General features: G+C 36.7%; 22 protein-coding genes. 18 read left to right on the top strand and 4 right to left on the bottom strand.

Annotation, left to right across the window (positions count from 1 at the left end; translation table 11 throughout):
- Nucleotides 1-35 precede the first annotated feature (35 nt).
- The 9 genes from ACJ9PY_RS15595 (at nt 36) to ACJ9PY_RS15555 (ending at nt 8,178) form a co-directional block, all read left to right on the top strand.
- Entirely contained in the window at nt 36-1,205 is a 1,170-nt protein-coding gene (locus tag ACJ9PY_RS15595; RefSeq protein WP_411738523.1) for a pyridoxal phosphate-dependent aminotransferase, read from the top strand.
- Nucleotides 1,206-1,246: 41 nt separating this feature from the next.
- The gene (locus ACJ9PY_RS15590) at nt 1,247-2,497 is read left to right on the top strand and encodes a dicarboxylate/amino acid:cation symporter (protein ID WP_249598201.1); all 1,251 of its coding nucleotides are present in this window, start codon (nt 1,247-1,249) and stop codon (nt 2,495-2,497) included.
- A gap of 271 nt (nt 2,498-2,768) precedes the next feature.
- On the top strand, nt 2,769-4,112 hold the full coding sequence (gene gdhA / locus ACJ9PY_RS15585) for an NADP-specific glutamate dehydrogenase (protein WP_411740288.1): 1,344 nt from the start codon (nt 2,769-2,771) through the stop codon (nt 4,110-4,112).
- Between the two features lie 90 nt (nt 4,113-4,202).
- Nucleotides 4,203-4,472 (top strand): fumarylacetoacetate hydrolase family protein, encoded by a 270-nt coding sequence (locus tag ACJ9PY_RS15580; protein WP_411738521.1) that lies wholly within the window; start codon nt 4,203-4,205, stop codon nt 4,470-4,472.
- Nucleotides 4,473-4,577: 105 nt separating this feature from the next.
- Entirely contained in the window at nt 4,578-5,609 is a 1,032-nt protein-coding gene (locus ACJ9PY_RS15575; RefSeq protein WP_249598196.1) for an NADH:flavin oxidoreductase/NADH oxidase, read from the top strand.
- A 35-nt stretch (nt 5,610-5,644) separates the two neighbouring features.
- Entirely contained in the window at nt 5,645-6,388 is a 744-nt protein-coding gene (locus ACJ9PY_RS15570) for an SDR family oxidoreductase (protein WP_249598195.1), read from the top strand.
- Between the two features lie 190 nt (nt 6,389-6,578).
- The gene (locus tag ACJ9PY_RS15565) at nt 6,579-7,214 is read left to right on the top strand and encodes an NAD(P)H-binding protein (RefSeq protein ID WP_411738520.1); all 636 of its coding nucleotides are present in this window, start codon (nt 6,579-6,581) and stop codon (nt 7,212-7,214) included.
- Between the two features lie 98 nt (nt 7,215-7,312).
- Nucleotides 7,313-7,687 (top strand): nuclear transport factor 2 family protein, encoded by a 375-nt coding sequence (locus tag ACJ9PY_RS15560; RefSeq protein WP_063590811.1) that lies wholly within the window; start codon nt 7,313-7,315, stop codon nt 7,685-7,687.
- Nucleotides 7,688-7,794: 107 nt separating this feature from the next.
- Nucleotides 7,795-8,178: an aminoacyl-tRNA deacylase gene (locus tag ACJ9PY_RS15555; RefSeq protein ID WP_411738519.1), complete on the top strand. Its 384-nt coding sequence runs from the start codon at nt 7,795-7,797 to the stop codon at nt 8,176-8,178.
- Here ACJ9PY_RS15555 and ACJ9PY_RS15550 read toward each other — a convergent pair.
- Nucleotides 8,097-8,534, bottom strand: a complete 438-nt coding sequence (locus ACJ9PY_RS15550) for a MarR family winged helix-turn-helix transcriptional regulator (RefSeq protein ID WP_411738518.1) — start codon at nt 8,532-8,534, stop codon at nt 8,097-8,099. The genes ACJ9PY_RS15555 and ACJ9PY_RS15550 overlap by 82 nt on opposite strands.
- Before the next feature lie 364 nt (nt 8,535-8,898).
- On the opposite strand from ACJ9PY_RS15550, the gene ACJ9PY_RS15545 reads away from it, so the two are divergent.
- The 7 genes from ACJ9PY_RS15545 (at nt 8,899) to ACJ9PY_RS15515 (ending at nt 13,459) form a co-directional block, all read left to right on the top strand.
- On the top strand, nt 8,899-9,261 hold the full coding sequence (locus ACJ9PY_RS15545) for a YrdB family protein (protein WP_002144369.1): 363 nt from the start codon (nt 8,899-8,901) through the stop codon (nt 9,259-9,261).
- A 183-nt stretch (nt 9,262-9,444) separates the two neighbouring features.
- On the top strand, nt 9,445-10,236 hold the full coding sequence (locus ACJ9PY_RS15540; RefSeq protein WP_411738517.1) for a putative protein N(5)-glutamine methyltransferase: 792 nt from the start codon (nt 9,445-9,447) through the stop codon (nt 10,234-10,236).
- 256 nt (nt 10,237-10,492) lie between these two features.
- Nucleotides 10,493-10,762: a hypothetical protein gene (locus tag ACJ9PY_RS15535; RefSeq protein ID WP_411738516.1), complete on the top strand. Its 270-nt coding sequence runs from the start codon at nt 10,493-10,495 to the stop codon at nt 10,760-10,762.
- A gap of 170 nt (nt 10,763-10,932) precedes the next feature.
- Nucleotides 10,933-11,109 (top strand): DUF4083 family protein, encoded by a 177-nt coding sequence (locus ACJ9PY_RS15530; RefSeq protein WP_230162682.1) that lies wholly within the window; start codon nt 10,933-10,935, stop codon nt 11,107-11,109.
- A gap of 788 nt (nt 11,110-11,897) precedes the next feature.
- Nucleotides 11,898-12,248 (top strand): hypothetical protein, encoded by a 351-nt coding sequence (locus ACJ9PY_RS15525; RefSeq protein WP_411738515.1) that lies wholly within the window; start codon nt 11,898-11,900, stop codon nt 12,246-12,248.
- Between the two features lie 173 nt (nt 12,249-12,421).
- Nucleotides 12,422-12,862 (top strand): hypothetical protein, encoded by a 441-nt coding sequence (locus ACJ9PY_RS15520; RefSeq protein ID WP_411738514.1) that lies wholly within the window; start codon nt 12,422-12,424, stop codon nt 12,860-12,862.
- Nucleotides 12,863-13,321: 459 nt separating this feature from the next.
- A complete protein-coding gene (locus ACJ9PY_RS15515; protein ID WP_167555975.1) occupies nt 13,322-13,459 on the top strand; it encodes a hypothetical protein in 138 nt (45 codons plus the stop codon).
- 369 nt (nt 13,460-13,828) lie between these two features.
- Here the strand turns inward: ACJ9PY_RS15515 and ACJ9PY_RS15510 are convergent, their stop codons facing one another.
- Nucleotides 13,829-14,719 (bottom strand): LysR family transcriptional regulator, encoded by an 891-nt coding sequence (locus ACJ9PY_RS15510; protein WP_411738513.1) that lies wholly within the window; start codon nt 14,717-14,719, stop codon nt 13,829-13,831.
- A gap of 132 nt (nt 14,720-14,851) precedes the next feature.
- Between ACJ9PY_RS15510 and ACJ9PY_RS15505 the strand changes: the two genes are divergently transcribed.
- Nucleotides 14,852-16,114: an FAD-dependent oxidoreductase gene (locus ACJ9PY_RS15505; RefSeq protein ID WP_411738512.1), complete on the top strand. Its 1,263-nt coding sequence runs from the start codon at nt 14,852-14,854 to the stop codon at nt 16,112-16,114.
- 218 nt (nt 16,115-16,332) lie between these two features.
- On the top strand, nt 16,333-17,568 hold the full coding sequence (locus tag ACJ9PY_RS15500) for an MFS transporter (protein ID WP_411738511.1): 1,236 nt from the start codon (nt 16,333-16,335) through the stop codon (nt 17,566-17,568).
- A gap of 262 nt (nt 17,569-17,830) precedes the next feature.
- Here ACJ9PY_RS15500 and ACJ9PY_RS15495 read toward each other — a convergent pair whose 3' ends face one another.
- Both ACJ9PY_RS15495 and ACJ9PY_RS15490 read right to left on the bottom strand, forming a co-directional pair.
- Nucleotides 17,831-18,022, bottom strand: a complete 192-nt coding sequence (locus tag ACJ9PY_RS15495) for a hypothetical protein (protein WP_101226107.1) — start codon at nt 18,020-18,022, stop codon at nt 17,831-17,833.
- 92 nt (nt 18,023-18,114) lie between these two features.
- On the bottom strand, nt 18,115-19,062 hold the full coding sequence (locus tag ACJ9PY_RS15490) for an IS110 family transposase (RefSeq protein ID WP_411738497.1): 948 nt from the start codon (nt 19,060-19,062) through the stop codon (nt 18,115-18,117).
- Between the last annotated feature and the right edge of the window lie 99 nt (nt 19,063-19,161).

Below are 19,161 nucleotides of genomic sequence, written 5' to 3'. Positions count from 1 at the left end.
AATTTATCCTGATAAAAATGAGGAGATGTATTAATTTGCAAAGTGCTACTATGCTACAAGCATTGCCAGAATCAAAAACTCTTTCAATTTTAAATAAAGTTACTCTTCTTAAACAAGGGGGGCATGACATTATCAATCTCGCTGGAGGAGACCCAGATTTTAATACCCCAAGATTAATTATAGAAGAAGCAGAAAAGGCTATGAGATCAGGCATGACACATTATGTAAGTAGTAATGGAATTCCAGAATTACGTAATGAGATAGCTCATAAATTAAAGGCTGAAAATGGAGTTAATTATGATCCTTCGCAAATTATTGTAACGGCTGGGGGAAAACCAGCGTTATATGTTGCATTAAAAAGCATAATAAATCCTGGTGACGAAGTATTAGTTATCAATCCAGCATGGGTAAGCTTTGAACCGTTAATAACTATGGTTGGTGGTCACGCTATTTCAGTAGATTTAGATCCTAATGATAATTTTAAACTTACAAAAGAGTTACTGGATGCTGCTTGTACTGAGCGAACAAAAGCCATTATTGTAAATAACCCCAATAACCCAACTGGTAGAGTACTAACTATTGAGGAAATTCATAATCTTAGGGATGTTGTGATGGAGAAAGACTTAATTATTATTGCTGATGAAGTTTATGAAAAGTTGGTTTATGGAACACATCAATTTACTTCGCTTGCTACTATACCTGGACTTGGAAATCGTACCATTACAGTACAAAGTTTCTCAAAGGGACATGCCATGACTGGATGGAGATTAGGTTATTTGGCACTGCCAAATGAACTTGTACCTGCTGCATCTAAAATACAAGGGCATCTCGCAACATGCACACCAGCATTTATTCAAAAAGCTGGAATTACAGCTCTGAAGGAAGTTAAAGAAGAAGTGGAATTCATGCGTCGCATATATGATAAACGAATGAATCATGTAGTGACTTATCTAAATCAAATTCCAGGTGTTATATGTCCCAATCCTGAAGGCGCTTTTTATGTTTTTCCAGAAATCAAATTTCGCAATTTCGATTCAATTGAGCTTGCCAATTATCTTCTGGATGAAGCTAAGGTAGCGGTGACTCCAGGAATAGCATTTGGATCTAGCTATTTGCATAACATTCGAATTTCATGTGCTATGTCCGAAGAGGAACTTGAGGAAGCGTTAAGACGCATAGAAAAAGCACTTACTAAGATAGTGTAAGCTAAGCCAAACCACATCTTACTATTGAGAGGGGATAGGTAATGCAAGCTCTTAGAAGAATTCCTTTATGGCTCCAGATTTCCATAGCTCTAATATTAGGCTTATGTTTAGGGTCGATAAGTAAAACCATAGGGATAGAAGCAAAAATTTTAGGTGATGCTTTTATTCATATGATTAAAATGACAATTGTACCATTGATTTTCCCTCTAATTATACTAGGGATTGCTCAAATAAAATCAACCGGATCACTAGGAAGGCTTTCCCTTAAAGCCATTCTCTATTTTGAAATTGTTACAACTTTAATCATCGTTATGTCTTTACTGCTTGCTAATATAGTGGACCTTGGAGTTGGAGCTGATTTAACGGGAGGAAATATTAAAGCTCTAGAGGGACTTGAGGCAAATAAAATTGACTTTAGAGAGTTTATTCTTCACATAATACCTTCCAATATATTTGTAGCTTTTTCAGAAGGTAATATATTAGCCATTGTCTATTTTGGTGTTTTCTTTGGCTTGGCTTTACGTTCCCTAAAGGGAAAAGCAAAACCTATAGAGGATGTCCTTGATTCCCTTTCCAAAGTAATGTTTAAAGTTTTAGATTATGTAATTAAATTCTCTCCACTTGGTGTTTTTGGCTCTATTGCTTATAGTATGGCTACTTATGGTTTCGAAAAATTAAGTACACTGATTGATTTAATTTTAGTTACATATGCTGGGTTAGCCATTGTTTTATTAATCATTTTTCCCATTATTGCTCGCATCTATCGTATTCGGTACTGGGAGTTAATTAATGAAATAAAAGATTTATTATTAATTGCTTTTACAACTCGGAGCTCCGAGTCTGTATTTGCCCCTCTTACAGCACGTTTAGAAGGATACGGTGTCAAAAATTCAGTAGTATCTTTTGTATTGCCTCTTGGCTACTCATTTAATCTTGATGGTGGAATGGTCTACATGGCTCCTGCTATTTTGTTTTTAGCTAATGCCTATGATATTCAACTCTCGCTATTAGATCAGGTTCACATTATCCTTTTACTTATGCTACTTACAAAGGGTGTTGCTTCCGTTCCTTCAGGAGTAATTGTTGTGTTGACAAGTGTTTCTGTTGTGATAGGGTTGCCAATGGAAGGTATTGCATTACTTATGGCCGTTGATTTCATAATGGATATGGCACGAACTGCGACTAATGTGGTAGGGAATGCATTGGCTACAGTAGTTATAGCCAAATCAGAGGGAATGTTTCACAAAAAAGAATTCGTAGTTGATGAACAAGAGAAAATAAGAAGCTCTTAAGACTTTAAACAGTATAGATTAAGGATAGGAATTTAATACTATCCATTTTCGTTACTTCATATAACGAATGTTATCGGAATATAAGAGGTCGTGGGATAAATATTTAAATTTTATTTCTTTGATTCTAACATACCTGCTACTTGCCTTAATTCCAATGTAAGCGCCTTCTTTGATACATGTTATTTATATAATATATTTTCAAGACTATATAACAAAAAAGAGGAGTGGAAAAATGGTAACATCACAAGAAGTCCGAAAAGATGATCTACAAATGGCGAAAGAATTTGTAAACCAAGTGTACGCACAAGTAAAAGAGCGTAATCCTCATGAAAGTGAATTCCATCAAGCGGTAAAGGAAATTTTCCTTTCATTAGTTCCAGTATTTGCAAAACATCCAGCCTATATGAAAAATGGGATATTAGAAAGAATCGTGGAACCGGAAAGAATGATTACCTTCCGTGTCCCTTGGATAGATGACCTTGGGAATGTACAAGTGAACCGTGGTTTCCGCGTGCAGTTCAACAGCGCAATTGGACCATACAAAGGTGGTCTACGTTTCCACCCGACAGTTAATGCTAGCATCATCAAGTTCCTTGGTTTCGAGCAAATCTTTAAGAACTCTCTTACAGGACAACCTATCGGCGGCGGAAAAGGAGGATCTGACTTCGATCCAAAAGGAAAATCAGACGCAGAAATCATGCGTTTTTGCCAAAGTTTTATGTCAGAACTAGGTCGGTATATCGGACCGGACACGGACGTACCGGCTGGAGATATCGGGGTTGGAGCAAGAGAAATAGGATATCTATTCGGTCAGTATAAAAAGATGCAAGGAAGCTATTACGCAGGTGTTTTAACTGGTAAAGGGATAAGTTATGGCGGAAGCTTTGCCCGTACAGAAGCAACTGGTTACGGAACGGTTTACTTCGTGGAAGAAATGCTAAAAGATAAAGGTTTACAGTTCCACGAAAGCACTGTCGTTGTTTCAGGATCTGGTAATGTTTCTATTTATGCAATCGAAAAAGCTACACAGCTGGGTGCTAAAGTAGTTGCATGCAGTGACTCCAATGGATACATTTACGATAAAAATGGCCTAAACCTAGATACAGTTAAACGCTTAAAAGAAGTAGAAAGAAAACGTCTGAGTGAGTACGTCATTGCGCATCCGGAAGCCGAATACAATGAAGGAAGTTACGGTATCTGGTCGGTTTCTTGCGACATCGCCATTCCGTGTGCAACACAAAATGAGATTGATGAAGAAGCAGCAAAATTGCTGGTTAAAAACAATGTGAAGGCAGTAGGTGAAGGTGCCAACATGCCTTCTACCCTTGAGGCTATTGACATATTTCTTAATAATGGCATCTTATTCGGACCCGCTAAAGCGGCCAATGCGGGTGGCGTTGCCGTTTCTGCACTTGAAATGGCCCAAAACAGTGCTAGAATGCCTTGGACATTTGAGGATGTCGATGCCAAACTTCACGGTATCATGAAAAACATTTATAAAAACAGTGTGGAAGCATCAGAAGTATACGGCGAGCCTGGCAATTTAGTTGTCGGAGCAAACATTGCTGGTTTCCTTAAAGTAGCAGATGCTATGTTGATTCAAGGTATACTTTAAAAGTAAAATCATGTAAAAGGCGGCCCCATATGGACCGCCTTTTTTAAAGAAATAAGTGAATTTTCTAAAAAGAAAAGAGTGAGTTTAATAATGAAAGCCGTAAAAAATATCTATTGTGTAGGCCAAAACTATGCCTTGCATGCAAAAGAATTAAATAATGAAGTACCAAAATCCCCTTTTTTATTTTCAAAACCAACTCATTCGCTTGTGGAAGCAAATGGTCAGACAATTACTTTACCGAGTAATCAGGGTTCCGTTCACTTTGAAACTGAACTTGTCATACATATCGCAAATCAGTACGAATCAGGAATGAAAGTAGATAAAATAGTAGATGCGATGGCCATTATCTTAGGTTTATAAGTTGACAAGAAGAAATCATTATCGTATATCGCATGAATTACTTCGCGTGTGGCACCATATGATTTGGATAACATTCAATAAATTTAATTAAAAGGAGTTTTTAGAATGGATCAACATTTATTTAGTCCTTATAAGTTAAAAGGATTAGAGTTAAAAAACCGTGTTGTCATGTCACCGATGTGTCAATATTCGGTTGAAAAGAAAGACGGTATTGCAACAGACTGGCATTACTTACACTATGTAAATAGAGCAATCGGTGGAGCTGGTTTTATTATGATTGAAATGACAGACGTAGAACCTGATGGCCGTATTTCAGACTTTGACTTAGGATTATGGTCAGATGAGCAAATCCCAGCTTTAACTAGAATTGTAGAAGCTTGTCACCGTTATGGAGCAAAAGTTGGTATTCAAATTGCTCACGCTGGACGTAAGGCAGTAGACGCTGAGGTACCAGTTGCTCCTTCTGCTATTCCATTTGATGAAAATTCAAAAACACCTCGGGCCCTTTCAACAGATGAAGTGAAAGACATGGTTGAAAAGTTTCGTCAAGCTGTACAGCGTGCAGTAAAGGCCGGATTCGATGCCATTGAAATTCACGGAGCTCATGGCTATCTAATCCATCAATTCCACTCTCCGTTAACGAATAAACGAGAAGATGAGTATGGACAAGATCTAACGAAGTTCGGCCGAGAAATTATTGAAGCAGCGAAAGCTGAGATCCCAGGAGATATGCCATTAATGATGCGTATTTCTGCCAAAGAATACGTAGAAGGTGGATATGACATCAACGGAAGTATCGAATTTGCGAAAGAATACCAAAAAGCAGGAGTGGATATTTTTGATATCTCTTCAGGTGGAGAAGGACCAATTGCTGCTTGGGGAAAACCGGGTACACATGCAGCTTACCAAGCTCCATTAGCGAGAGAAATCAAGAAAGCTCTTGATGTTCCCGTGATTGCAGTGGGAAGACTAGATGACCCTACATTAGCAAACGCGGTAATTGGAAATGAAGAAGCAGACCTTGTAGCTGTTGGTCGAGGGATGCTACGTAACCCTCACTGGGCATTAGAAGCTGCAGCTACATTGAAAAAAGAGACGACTGTGCCTACACAGTACGCAGATGGTTTTAGAAGGTAAGTTGAAGGTACAAACCTAAAGGAGGAGTTTAAAACATGTCATATATTCAAGATAAAGTAGTCATCATTACAGGATCTTCAAGTGGGATTGGGGAAGCAACAGCGCTTCATCTTGCGAAGAATGGGGCCTCTGTCGTCCTAGCTGCTAGAAATGAAGAGAAACTAAAAAATCTAGCAGATCGAATCAATAAAGACGGGGGAACGGCTTCTTATAAGGCGACAGATGTGACCGTCAAAGAAGAGGTTCAATCTCTCGTAGACTTTACAGTAGATAAATTCGGAAGAGTTGATTCGTTAATTAATAGTGCAGGGATGATGTTGTTCTCAATGTGGGACAACGCTCATGTGGACGAATGGGAAACGATGATCGATCTTAACATAAAAGGTGTCCTATATGGAGTAGCTGCGGTTCTGCCTCATATGAAGAAACAAGGAAGTGGACAAATTATTAATGTAGGTTCCGTTGCCGGTCATGCGATTGGTGAAGGTCATGGCGTATATAGTTCTACGAAGTATGCAGTAAGAGCGATTACCGAAAGCCTACGTAAAGAGGTATCGGTCAAACATAATATTCAAGCTGTTTTAGTCTCACCAGGTGTCATTGCAACTAACTGGCAGGATACAGTGACAGATAAAGATGTAAAAGATGTGCTAGAAGGATTGAATGAGGTAGCTATTGACGTAGACTATGTAGCTGAAACCATTGGATTTGTGGTGGATAAGCCTGCGAACGTCATGATTAATGATGTCATTGTCACACCTACAGCACAAGAATGGTAATGAGGTAATTTGAAAGAAAGACAATTAACCACACTTGATTTTGTCTATAAGAATGAGACGAGTTTGATACTTATAGTTTGGTTTAAATTGAATAGGGTAATACGGTATTAATATGGTCAGACCATAATAATATCGTATTTATCGCAATTAGATAAATACTTATTTAAATTCATTTTTGGGAGGTTTTTTCATGAAGGTGTTAGTAGTAGGAGCTAATGGTCGAGTAGGTTCACATCTGGTTGATAAATTAGTTGAGAACGGACATTTTGTTTACGCAGGAACTCGAAGAGATAACCTCACAAGCAATTCGAACAATGTTCGCTTTGTTCATATAGATTTATTAGCAAGCACTGAAGCAATAGCTGAGAATATGTATGATGCAGGGGCTGTTTTTTTTGTTGCTGGTTCCGGAGGAAAAGATTTATTGAAGATTGACTTAAATGGTGCTGTTAAAGTGATGCGCGCTGCCGAGCACAAGAAGATAAAAAGATTTATCATGCTTAGTTCAGTTTTTGCCCTAAATCAAGACAAATGGAATGAGTCTTTTCTAAAAGATTTAACAAATTATAATATTGCTAAACATTTTGCTGATCATTGGCTGATTCATAATACCAAGCTAGACTATACAATCGTACAGCCTGGCGTTTTAAAAGAAGAGCCTGGATCTGGAAAAATAGATGTCAATATTGATTATCCTGGTGAAAATGCTATCGAAAATGTAGTGGACACGTTAGTTCAAAGTGTGCACGATCGTAATACCATTGGAAAAGTCATCACAATGAAAGATGGTAAAACTCCTATATCAGATGCTTTGCGAAATTTATAAGAGTAGCTTTTCCAAGTTCTAATCAAATAAAACGAGCCTGAGTTAGAAAACTTTATTATCGTTAAATTATTTATAACTTAAAGGAGTTTGAGGGAAAAATGAGTAAAACACCAATAAAAGATTACGATGAGATTATTAAAGTAGTGAATAAGTATATTGAAGGCCTTATTTCAGGTGATAAAGAAGTAGCAAAGCAAGCTTTTCATAAAGATGCAACGATGTATGGTTACAACACAACTGATGGCTTTTTAGGTGGACCTATTGATAACTTATGGGACTTCATGGATAAAGCTGGTCCTGCAAAGAATCTTAAATCGAGAGTGGATATTTTAGATGTTGAAGGAACGATTGCTTCCGTTCGTGTAAGTTTAGAAAATGATGCATATGACGAATCATACACTGATTTTCAGCAATTACTTAAACTGGACGGTGAATGGATTATTATTTCGAAGTTATTCCATCTGCATTCGTAAAAAATAATTTCTAAATAGAATCATAAGCTCGTCTCAAAAATAGAGGACCTTCTTCCACTGTTTTTGAGACGGGAATTAAAACCTTTTAAACAGTCAGATCGGTGATAATGATGGGTAAAAGAGTAGATAAAACCAACGTAATGAGAATCCTGGACAAAAAGAAGATTACGTATAACTACTATTCCTACGACAGTACAAAGCTTAATTTTATTGAAGTAAATAATTCTCTTGGTCAGGATCTTGCTACGGTGTTTAAGACACTTGTTACTGTGGGGAAATCTAAAGAGTATTATGTCTTTATGGTGCCAATGGAAAACGAGCTTCATTTAAAGAAAGCTGCAAAGGTAGCAGGAGAAAAATCATTAGAGATGATTCCTCAAAAGGAGCTTCTGTCCGTTACAGGCTACATTCACGGCGGTTGTTCACCTATAGGAATGAAAAAGCAGTTTCGAACCTTCATTAACAGTACCGCAACTGAGTTAAGAACATGATGAAAAGTACTCAAGGCTATCTGTAACTTTGCTTCACCTAATGGTGTTAAGCGTGTGTAGATACCTCTACGATCCTCTTCACATATATGTCTTTGTAAAGCTCCACAGCTTTTTGCTTCCATTCTATCCACAAGTCTTGAAATCGCACTTTGACTTAACCCTACCATCTCTTGCAATTGCTGCAACCTTAATTCTTTATCATTTGTTTGAGATAAAAAGTAAAGAACATAGAATTCTCTTAACGATAAATTATGATTTTCCTGCAAAACCTTTTCTAACTCATGGTTAATATTCGTTTGAATATTCGTAATAGATAACCAAGTATTTAAAAGTTCGTTTTCTTGATTACTTTTCATACGCATTCCACCTATCCACCAAAAAAAGTTCAGCCTGGTTGTATTGTTATTTTCCATTATTGTCAAGGGGTTAATGGGTTAGACTCTATTTTGAGTTTAGATTTTCGTAGTAGATGGTGGCGGCGAGGAGCGCCGCCATAGGAGTTTCTTATGGAACTAACGGGGCAGGATAGTTGAAGAGTGTTGTTTAATCTTTGTTCAACAATTGGGCCATTTTCTGGAATAAAGCGATTGCTCAAATTACGGAATTTTGAAATAATTGTTATTAAGTTAAAGGGCGGATTTTAGAATATGGCCGAAACATATTGTATATAAAAAAATTAACATTAGTTTCTTAATTCTTTTTATTGGGAGGAAGAGTCGGATGGAAATAAAATGGATAGGTGTTAGCGTCCTCACCGGATTCTTTCTACTGGAGCTTGGTGCAATGGCTGCGTTCAGTTACTGGGGTTATCATATCAAGACAGGGGCAGCGGTCAAAATTATACTCGCGGTTGCCACGCCACTAGTCATAGCCACTCTATGGGGTATGTTTCTCTCCCCGAAGGCGTCGCTCCCCATCTTCTCCTTCCCCATACGAACTACGCTTAAGCTGGTTGTGTTCATTGTTGCTTCCGCAGCTTTGTACGCAAGTGGGCAAAGCGCGTTCGCAGTTACTTTTCTGACGGTGTCCCTTCTTATCGTGGCAGCAGTCTTCATCTTGAAGCTTCATAAAGTAAATATGTGAAGTGGATTAGTCTAAAACCGAACTTCGATAATCGGGCGCTATCCTGGAACAAGGATAAGCGCTCATTTTCCTTTTTAGGGCCATTTTGTAGAAGAAGGGATATTTCCTATTTTTAACGAATACAGAATTAAAATAAACTTATCAAAAGTGGTGAGGTAGATAGAAAAAAAAGTTAATTTCTTTTTGGACTGTAAAACGGAAAAACATATTATTAACAGACTTCGAAGCGCCGGTTGTGTTTTCGCAGAAGATGAGACCCGGTTAATTATCTCAGAGGCAAGGACTCAAGAGGACCTCGATAAAATGGTAGAAATGCGAGCCAACGGTTTACCTCTTGAATACGTTGTTGGATGCACAGATTTCTGTGGTCTGCGGATAGAAGTGGATCAGGGCGTTTTCGTTCCACGCAAACGTACCGAGTTTCTTGTTCGCCAGGCAGAAGCCCTGTCATGTTCTGATGATATCGTCGTTGACCTATGTTGTGGGTCAGGTGCTGTGGGTGTAGCACTGGCTACAGCTTTGGGACGGGTTGTGTTGTACTCTGTTGACATTGACCCTGTCGCAGTACGATGTGCTGAACGCAACGTAACGATTTTCGATGGTCACGTTTTTGAAGGTGACCTGTATAAGGCCTTACCCGACTCACTTAAGGGCCATGTGAACATCCTAGTTGCAAATGTACCTTACGTTCCCACCAAGGCAATCAAGCTACTTCCCCAGGAGGCTCGCCTATATGAACCGAAGGTGGCGCTTGACGGAGGAGAGGATGGACTTGACATTCAGCGAAGAGTAGCTGAAGAAGCATTACTTTGGCTAGCACCGGGAGGACATCTTTTGATAGAAACGAGCGAAATGCAGACACCCCAAACCTTTGAAATCTTTGATAGTGTTGGGCTGACTACGAAAGTGATCAGAGACGAGGAATTGGATGCTACTATAGTTGTCGGATCAAATTTTAGCTTTCATGGTAAATAAACAGTTAGTTCTAATCACAAATAAAATGATAATTTCTTGGCACTGTACTAATAACCAAAATTTCCTTATTCCAGAATAGGGCGCGATTCTTTAAAAAGAATCGCTTTTCTTAATGAACTAACGGGTGCGTTAGTTCTTTAGAGAGCTGTGATGAACAGCTCTTTTTTTATGAAATTAAAGGGCAAGAAAACTCGATAAAAAAATATATATTTACTACAATTTGGTAAAATAGATTAGAGGAGAAGGGTGGGGAATCATGAAAAAATATTTAGGGGTTATTTCGTTTACTTTAATTATCTTGGTTATTTGTTTCTTTGCTGCGAATATAACACAAGTAATTGATCCTGGAGTAACAACTTTTCGTGTATTAATGATATGTGGAATCATTATATCTTTCTCTTTTTCTTTTCTAAGTGAGAAAGGACTTTGGAGAAAATTAGCTTTAGGTCTTAGTATATTTGTTGGTTTAATTTACTTTATAGCCGTCGAATTAATGAGAATAGTATTCCAGGGTAATGGATTTTAAATTGTTTATTCAACAAACAGGTGCGTTAGCTGAAGATCGGAGCTGTCTTTAAGGCAGCTTTTTCTTTATGCAACTAACGGGGCAGGATAGTTCATTAAGCGAAGTGTTAAAGAACTGTGCAGTAAAAATATGGTACTCTAACACCAGTACTTGTAAAGGTAGGAATTAATATGAATATTGGTGATATGTTATTTCAACTAGTTTTCCTTATTTTTATATTTGGAATATTTTCTGGTGTGTTTTTTCTTGTTCGTTCTCTCGTTACTAAACAACCAAGCAAGTCAGAAAATATCGAACAAAAGCTTGATAGAATTATTGATTTACTTGAAAAGGATAAGAAAAAGTAATCTTTTTCTCTTTTGGCATTAATCCTTACTGCACTATTTATTTCAACTCTACAATAAATCTTAAAGAACTAACGGGGCAGGTTAGTCGAAAATTATATGGTAAAATATTCTGGATAGTAAGTACAAAGTTCAATAGCTTAAATGTACGAAAGGAATGTATATTTTGTTTTTAATATATGCAATTTTATTTTTCATTTTTGGATATAGTTTTATATTTACATTAATAAAAGCTATCCAAGAGGAAGTATCCCCTCATCTTACTGCAATCCTTTTTCTTGTATGGGCTTCATTAGCAATAATCGTTACTGTGAATTTAATGAGTCTATAATTAATGTTCACTATCGGATGCGTTAGTTGAAGATTAATCGGAGCTGTCTTTAAGGCAGCTTTTTCTTTATGCAACTAACGGGGCAGGTTAGTTGGATTGCCTGACAAAGAATAGGAGTGGTTTGTATTTATGGCAATAACAAAGAAAAGATTCTTCATTAGTTATATAGTGGGTTTCATACTCATGTATATTGCAAGCTCTGGTCTGCAATACTTCAGGGGGCAAACGATAAATTGGTTAGGGAATTTAGCATACGCATTTTGTTTCGTAGCATTTCATTCACTTTTAAGTTGGTTATTTGGAGATTTTGATAAGAAAAAAGCCGATCACTAATACATAGTCCCAAGACGCTTATAGCATTATGACTTATTGGAATTGGGAACGTAGAAATTATTTTTTAAAGCAGTAGTCAGCAAACGGGTCATTTAATACTTTATTGAAATACAAAGGGAGGGAAGAAATGGTGGTTGGCAATAGTCTTGAAAACGTTAAAACTCATAAGAAATTGGGATTGGGTTCATTGTCTCTATTACTATTTTTACTAGGATTATTATTTTCCTTTTCGTTTGGCAAATACGGAGCTTTTGGCGATCATATATTGCGTTTTATAGGGATAGATCCTTGGTCAAATGGCGATACAGGTTTACATTATACGATATTTTATGCGCTTATTTTTTATATACCAGGATTGATGGTAGGTTATAAATTCAAAAATGATTGGGGAGCAAAAACAGGTGAAAATTTATCGTTAATTTTGGTAATTTTGGTTGTTCTTGTTTTATTCTCACTATTGTTTTTTGCTGTTGTGTAATTATTTCCACAATCGGGCGCAATTGTAGAGGAAGGGTAGCGAAAGCTACTCTTCTTTTTGTCTTTTCCCTTTCCTTTAAGGCAGCCTTTTCTTAGGCAACTAACGGGGCAGTTTAGTTGAAGAAGGAAAACTCCCAAATCAAATTGTATAATCTAGACTAAGGGGTGATTTGTTTGAAAAGTGTTCCGAAGGTAAGGGAAATATTGCTTGACGAAGAAATAGATGAACAGGAGTTTGTTGGTATAATCAATGGCATTTATAAGCAAGACTGTTATATCTATGCCGTTATTCCTGAATGGGAAGAAGAATTATTTAACGAACTTTCAAATGATTTTATTATAATTAATAAATTTCCGTTCCCTCTAACACGCATTTTTCCAAAAACAATAGGGTTTTTAGGATATGTAAAGGATAGAAAGAAACAAAATATATATAAATTTTACTTACGGTCTACAACAATGGATTTGTTAGTGTTTTCAGAGACTGATGTATCTCAACATTTAAATATACTAAACAAGAAAAACATTGATATTTACAACATATTTGAATCAAATAAAATCCCTCACATAACCATTGGTCCTGATGGTCAATGGCTAAATATAGTTGAATATTGAATCATTCCTTAATGAACTAACGGGTGCTTAACTTCATTAAACAGGAGCTGATCAGCAGCTCCTTTTCTTATGCAACTAAAGGGGCAGTTTAGTTTAACAAGAATTATCCTTTAATTAAGGCGGTATATGGTAAAATTTAGTTGAGAGGGAGATTGAAATGAATAAAAAGCTAAGTTTAAGCATTTTTTTAGGTATCATTATTCTAATTGGGGTCTTTTCGTCGAGTTTTATAGATAATTTAAATGTTGCCAGAATTGTTAAAAGAATCCTTGTGGTATTAGCTATTGTTAACTTAATTTTTACTTTAAATTTATTAAACAAAAATAAAAATTAACACTTTTCCCTCAACAAGATGCCGTTTTCTTATTTCGGGGCAGGTTAGTTGCATAATAGTTCTGGCAAATATAGGCTATAAAATTTATACTCTTAAACATAAACTGAATTCATCGGAGGATAAATATGGAACTATTTGTTGGCATAGCTCTTATACTTATTGTATTTTTTTCTTCAAGTATTATAGAAAAAAGATTAAAGAATATAGAAAAACAAAACAATCGTGTAATAGAAATTTTAGAAGAAATTAGAGATAAGAAATAAAGGATCTTTAACTAACAGTTTTCCCTTAATTAACTAAAGGGTGCGTTAGTTCTATAAGGATCACAAAAATAATCAATCTTTTTATAAAGTAATCAAGAAGATTAAAAATATATGTTGTTCGAAAAAGGGGAGGGTATAGATATTGCCTTCCCCTTTGTGTTTACAGATAAATTTGTATGACTGTATTGTTTATAATGTACTCGATTTTGTATCTCAAAACAGTTTAGTGATTGAATTGGTGCGGTTTTGAGTGGATTAATAACTCTATGTACTCAAATTCACGTCCCCAATGTACTTATCTTTTTGTCTTCGTACATTAACGGTAGTAGTATAGGTAAATAATTTCTATTTGTTATAATTGGTTTATTCTTATATATGTACTGAATTGAGTACAAAATCTCGAAAAGCAATAACCGGTGGTGAATGATGCGGATGTTTGAGTAAAGCCACAACAGTAGGTTTTTTAATAGCTTTTGTTAATCTGATAACAGATATACTGTTCTTGATGCTAGAATTTACGACCTTTGATGAAACAAGTGCAACTCCCATTCCTTGGCTAACAAAACTAAATCTAGCATATAAATGGCTGCTTTCACAAACTATTTCAGGCTCAAACCCAGCATCACGGCAGGCTTCAAAAGCGACATTAAATGCACTATGATTACGACTAGGAAAAATGAATTTTTCGCTAGCTACATCTTTCAAATCACATTTTTCTTTGTTAGCTAAATGATGATCCTTAGCCATGATAAGTACTAGTTCATCATCGATTAACGGGTAAGTATCAATTACGTCTTTTATATTTCTATCTAATGGAGGCGTCAAAATTGCCAAATCAATTTCCGAAGTCTCTAGCATTTCTAATAGTTTATAACTACCTTCTTCCACAATTGAAAGGTTCAATCCTGGGTAGATTTTTTGAAAAGAAACAATCAGAGATGGAAGATTTGTATCTCCTATAGAATTAATAGCCCCAATTTTAACCTTTCCTCTAGAAAGTCCTACATATTCTTGCATACACTGCTTTGCTCTCTCGATTTCAGATAATATTCGCTTAGCGTAAAGTATAAATTCATGGCCGGCAGAAGTTGGGCGGACCACGCGCGTTGTTCGATTAAATAGTTTTACTTGAAGTTCCCCCTCTAATTTTGTAATTTGTTGAGACAATGTGGACTGAGATACACAAATTTCCTCTGCTGCACGTGTAAAGTGTTGATGTTTTGCTACCTCAACTACATAGTGTAACTGATGGATCTCCATATTCCATATCCCCCTTCTATTAATCGGTATAACTAATTAATCTTATTATAAATATCGATTGAAACAATAAAAAGAAAATTCTAATATTTTAATTAGGATAATAAATTTACTGAATGAAATAGGAGGACAAAGATGAATAAACGAAAGCTTATCTATGATGTAGTAGTAGTTGGCGGGGGATCAGCAGGCATTGCTGCCGCAGTTGGATCGGCCAAGGCAGGTGCTCGAACATTACTAATTGATAAAAATCCATATTTCGGTGGGGCACTTACGCACAGTTCTGTTTTTACAATATGTGGTTTTTACAGTATGAAAGACCCGTTAGAACAAGTAGTTGGCGGGGTTGGAGGAGAAATATTAGAAATTGTGAGAAAAATGGGGATGAGTGATGGTCCATATCGAAATCCTACTACGGGCAATGTGGCTGTTATTGTAGATCCCGAAGCTATAAAATACGCCTTTGATAAAATTATTATAGAATCAGGTGTCACCCCTTTACTCCATTGTCATGTAACAAAGGCTATGGCTTCCGATGGAATCATTCAAGAATTAGAATGCTTCGATCATAACGGTTTTTTTACAGTGGAAGCAGGTGCCTTTGTTGACGCTAGTGGTGAGGCTGATTTAACTGCCTTTGCAGGTGGAGAAATTAAAGTTGGAAATGAAACTGGACAATTTCAAACTGGAACATTAGTAATGAGAATAGGTGGGATATCCGAGGATATCAATTTAGTTCGAAAGAAAATGTATGAAGGTGTCAAAAAAGCAAAGAATGATGGAGTTTTACTTACGAAAGAGAAGGGGCCAATCATTCAAATGCCAGGTTCTCGAGATTTTCTTGCTATTTTTGCAGATGCTGAGGTAAATGGACTTGATTCATCCAGTATCACCAATGCGGAGATTTCTACCAGAGCACAGGCGTGGGAATACATTAACGCTTTTAAAAAATATGTTCCAGGTTTTGAAAATGCCTATTTAGTTCAAACTGGCCCATCAATTGGTATTCGTGAAACAAGACACCTAATTGGTGAATATACCTTAACAGGCGACGATGCTATTGAAGGAAGGAAACATGAAGATGTGATTGCCTTGGGAGGATGGCCAATGGAAATTCATCAAGGTCCTGGTGAACCAGCTATATATCAATCAATTCGAAATCAATCTCATTATGAAATACCGTTGAGATCCCTAAAGGAGAAAAGTCTTAAAAATTTATGGGGGGCTGGAAGAATCTTATCTTGTGACTCGATTGCTTTTGCCTCTGCAAGGGTTATGGGTACTTCTTTTGCTACGGGACATGCAGCTGGTATTGCAGCTACAGAATATGTTTTAAATGGAGAAGTAAAGGCACGCTCTGTCCAAAAAGAATTGAGAAGGCAACAGGCAATCATTTAATTTGCCTAGCCTGAAAAGTGAAAAATCTCTAACCATTTATGTGAACGCTTTCAAAAAAAGAGGTGGTAATCCATATATATCTTTTAATCACGTTTAAAAACTACATGTGCGCTACTTGATAAATAAGACATTTTAGTAGAAAAATACAAAAACAAGCAAGTCTAATCCAAAAACAATTGTATGATTAATGCAATTACCTAAAGAAGAGGGGATTAAAAATGAGAGAAAGAGTCAGTTTAAAAGCTCTTACTGCTTTATTCATTGCATGGATGGCATATTTACTGTCTTTTATAGATAGATTATCATGGCCACCAATTATGCCATTAGCATCAAAAGACCTTGCGATTAACTCCACTCAAGCTGGAGGTCTCATGACAGCTTTCTATATTGGTTATGTTATTACTCAGTTTCCAGGCGGTCTTTTAGTAGATCGATATGGTTATCGGAAAGTGTTACTAACTTCCTTTTTAGCAATGGGTTCATTTACCCTTTTCACTGGTTTTGCTCATAGTTATGAGCAAGCATTTTTAGTCAGAGTTCTGGTTGGGATTGGTTCAGGAGCTATTTTTTCTTCTTCTGTCTCAGCAATATTTGACTGGTTTCCTGAGAATAGACGTGGGACAGCAATGGGTTTATTCATGACCTCTACCTCCTTAGGTGTTTTTGTAGTAAATTTATTTGTTCCAACTGTGGCAGAAGAATATGGTTGGCGAGCTGCCTTTTATGTTTCAGGTACACTTCCGTTAATAGCACTAATATTCGCCTATTTTTTCTTGAAGGAACGTACACCAGTTAGTCAACGGTTGAAAGAGAAAAGTAGGGTAAATGTTTTTCAAGACACACTATCACTATTTAAAAATCGGAATCTCATGATAGCTGGTTTAGCAGGTTTTTGTGCCCTTTGGGGTACTTGGGGAACGGCAACATGGGCAAATACGTATTTGAATCAATCATTGGAATTGCCTCTTGTACAAGCAGGGGCAATTATGTCCCTCTATGGCGTAGCAGGTTTACTGTGTAAGCCTATCATTGGTATCATTTCTGATTATGTTAATCGTACAACTATTTTATTTTGTGCTTTCTTGCTATTTGCTCCTACCTTATTATGGTTTGGATTAAATCAAAATGTCTCACTTTTATATTTCTTAACTCCAGTTCTTGGCGTTACGGCATTTGTATACAGTCCTGTTATGAATACATTAATAGGTCAACTTGTAGATAAGAGACTTGTAGGAACGGCAACAGGTTTTGTAAATACAATTTGGCAATTAGGTTCTCTATTATCACCATTAGCTGTAGGTGCTGTAATTGATGCAACATCTAATTATTTTTTAGGTTTTGCTATGTTGGCTGCAGGTCCAGCCTTAGCTGCAATCATCATTTCATTTATTAAAATGGAGAAAAGTGAAACCGTTATCAATCAAGAAACAGAGCAGAGTAAGTTATCCAGTTAAATCTATTGCAGAAATTGTAAAGTGGACCCCGTTTGCCTAGATTCTATAGCAGCCTGAACCAAATTGGTAAGGGCTATTGTTACTGTTTTATGTTAGAATTTTTTCTTATAGAACTAACGGGTGCGTTAGCTGAAGATCGGAGCTGTCTTTAAGGCAGCTTTTTTGTATGAAAACACAATAGTAAAAAAGCCATGCTAAAATAAACCCTCCATATTCTCATTTTTTTGATGGGGGTAAATGTACTATGTCGTTATTTAACTGGTTATGCAGTTTGTTGTTCAGATGGAGCGATTGTATAGCCTTTCTTTTTTAGGTATTCGATCATTTTTAATTCTTTGTTATTTTGTTTTTCTTCAAGGTAATTTGAGCCTAGTTCATGATAAGGTTCTCCTGTTTTTAAGATGTTGTAAGTAATTGTTAATAGTAAATGGGCAGATGCGATTCGTCCCTTCATTTTCCCCTGTCGTTTAGTAATCCTTTTTCGATGTGAAGCAATTCGATTATTTTGCCTTGATGTTGCTAATACACATTCTACGGCCATTGTTTTTAAAGCTTTATTTCCTTGTGTGGTTTTACTCGTTTTTTTTTACCAGCACTTTCGTAATTTCCAGGACTCACACCAGCCCAAGAGGCAAGATGTTTAGCTGACTTAAATACGGACATATCAACACCCATCTCCGCAATAAAAGTGGCTGCGGCAGCTTTGTTCACACCAGGTATACCATCCAATAATTCTACTTCCTTACGATAGGGGGACAGGAGTTGATCGATTTGTTTTTCCAATTCTTCTATGGTTTGTTCTAAATAACCCATATGATCCCAATGGTAACGCAACATATCACGATGATGACGGCGAATACGACCATTAATTGCACTGGCAATGTCAGTTATACTTGCTTTTGTTCGCCAATCCACCATTTTTCGAAGACCATCGGTCTCTATTTTTTCACCATTTAGAATCGCTTCAAGGATACGACGTCCCGATAAACCAAAAATGTCTGATAGAACGGATGTTAGCTTGATATTAGCATCTTGAAGGATTTTGTGAATGCGATTCTGCTCTGATGTGCGATGATGAATCAATTTTTTTCGATAACGAGTAAGATCTCGTAAATCACGAATATCCTCTGGTGGGACAAAATTGTTTTCAATAAGTCCGCATCTTAGAAGCTTGGCAAGCCATTCGGCATCTTTCACATCAGTTTTACGCCCTGGAACATTTTTGACATGTCTGGCATTGGCAAGAACAAGGTGAAAAGAACCTTCGAGTATATTCCATATTGGTTTCCAGTAGACTCCGGTACTTTCCATCACAACATCGGATACCTGAAGGGTAGCGAGCCAATCACTTAAAGCCAAGAGTCCCGTTGTTGTAGTGGAAAAAGTTTCAATAGAGGTCTTTGGCTTTTTATTTAATGGACCAAATAATACACAGGCTACTACTGTTTCTTGGTGTACATCTAGGCCAGCACACCGTTCAATCATTGCTTCCATAGGAGAAATCACCTCAAAAAAGATTAACAATACATATGACAGGAGATTTGTTACAAAAATTTTTGTATACGTACTAGCAGTACACTAAATGGTTCTTCC

Origin of the sequence: Peribacillus sp. S4 (genome assembly GCF_046715815.1) — a bacterium.
Classification (GTDB): Bacteria; Bacillota; Bacilli; order Bacillales; family DSM-1321; genus Peribacillus; species Peribacillus frigoritolerans.
Note: the sequence above shows the minus strand (reverse complement) of the source record. Positions and strands in the feature narration are given on the sequence as shown.

Bases quoted from the DNA above. Each gene is read 5' to 3' on its own strand.
- ACJ9PY_RS15530 (WP_230162682.1), top strand. From the start codon at position 10,933: ATGAATATTGGTGATATGTTATTTCAACTAGTTTTCCTTATTTTTATA.
- ACJ9PY_RS15580 (WP_411738521.1), top strand. From the start codon at position 4,203: ATGAAAGCCGTAAAAAATATCTATTGTGTAGGCCAAAACTATGCCTTG.
- ACJ9PY_RS15510 (WP_411738513.1), bottom strand. From the start codon at position 14,719: ATGGAGATCCATCAGTTACACTATGTAGTTGAGGTAGCAAAACATCAA.
- gdhA (WP_411740288.1), top strand. From the start codon at position 2,769: ATGGCGAAAGAATTTGTAAACCAAGTGTACGCACAAGTAAAAGAGCGT.
- ACJ9PY_RS15570 (WP_249598195.1), top strand. From the start codon at position 5,645: ATGTCATATATTCAAGATAAAGTAGTCATCATTACAGGATCTTCAAGT.
- ACJ9PY_RS15500 (WP_411738511.1), top strand. From the start codon at position 16,333: ATGAGAGAAAGAGTCAGTTTAAAAGCTCTTACTGCTTTATTCATTGCA.
- ACJ9PY_RS15575 (WP_249598196.1), top strand. From the start codon at position 4,578: ATGGATCAACATTTATTTAGTCCTTATAAGTTAAAAGGATTAGAGTTA.
- ACJ9PY_RS15535 (WP_411738516.1), top strand. From the start codon at position 10,493: ATGAAAAAATATTTAGGGGTTATTTCGTTTACTTTAATTATCTTGGTT.
- ACJ9PY_RS15545 (WP_002144369.1), top strand. From the start codon at position 8,899: ATGGAAATAAAATGGATAGGTGTTAGCGTCCTCACCGGATTCTTTCTA.
- ACJ9PY_RS15565 (WP_411738520.1), top strand. From the start codon at position 6,579: ATGAAGGTGTTAGTAGTAGGAGCTAATGGTCGAGTAGGTTCACATCTG.
- ACJ9PY_RS15490 (WP_411738497.1), bottom strand. From the start codon at position 19,062: ATGGAAGCAATGATTGAACGGTGTGCTGGCCTAGATGTACACCAAGAA.
- ACJ9PY_RS15495 (WP_101226107.1), bottom strand. From the start codon at position 18,022: ATGAAGGGACGAATCGCATCTGCCCATTTACTATTAACAATTACTTAC.
- ACJ9PY_RS15555 (WP_411738519.1), top strand. From the start codon at position 7,795: ATGATGGGTAAAAGAGTAGATAAAACCAACGTAATGAGAATCCTGGAC.
- ACJ9PY_RS15560 (WP_063590811.1), top strand. From the start codon at position 7,313: ATGAGTAAAACACCAATAAAAGATTACGATGAGATTATTAAAGTAGTG.
- ACJ9PY_RS15515 (WP_167555975.1), top strand. From the start codon at position 13,322: ATGGAACTATTTGTTGGCATAGCTCTTATACTTATTGTATTTTTTTCT.
- ACJ9PY_RS15550 (WP_411738518.1), bottom strand. From the start codon at position 8,534: ATGAAAAGTAATCAAGAAAACGAACTTTTAAATACTTGGTTATCTATT.
- ACJ9PY_RS15590 (WP_249598201.1), top strand. From the start codon at position 1,247: ATGCAAGCTCTTAGAAGAATTCCTTTATGGCTCCAGATTTCCATAGCT.
- ACJ9PY_RS15505 (WP_411738512.1), top strand. From the start codon at position 14,852: ATGAATAAACGAAAGCTTATCTATGATGTAGTAGTAGTTGGCGGGGGA.
- ACJ9PY_RS15525 (WP_411738515.1), top strand. From the start codon at position 11,898: ATGGTGGTTGGCAATAGTCTTGAAAACGTTAAAACTCATAAGAAATTG.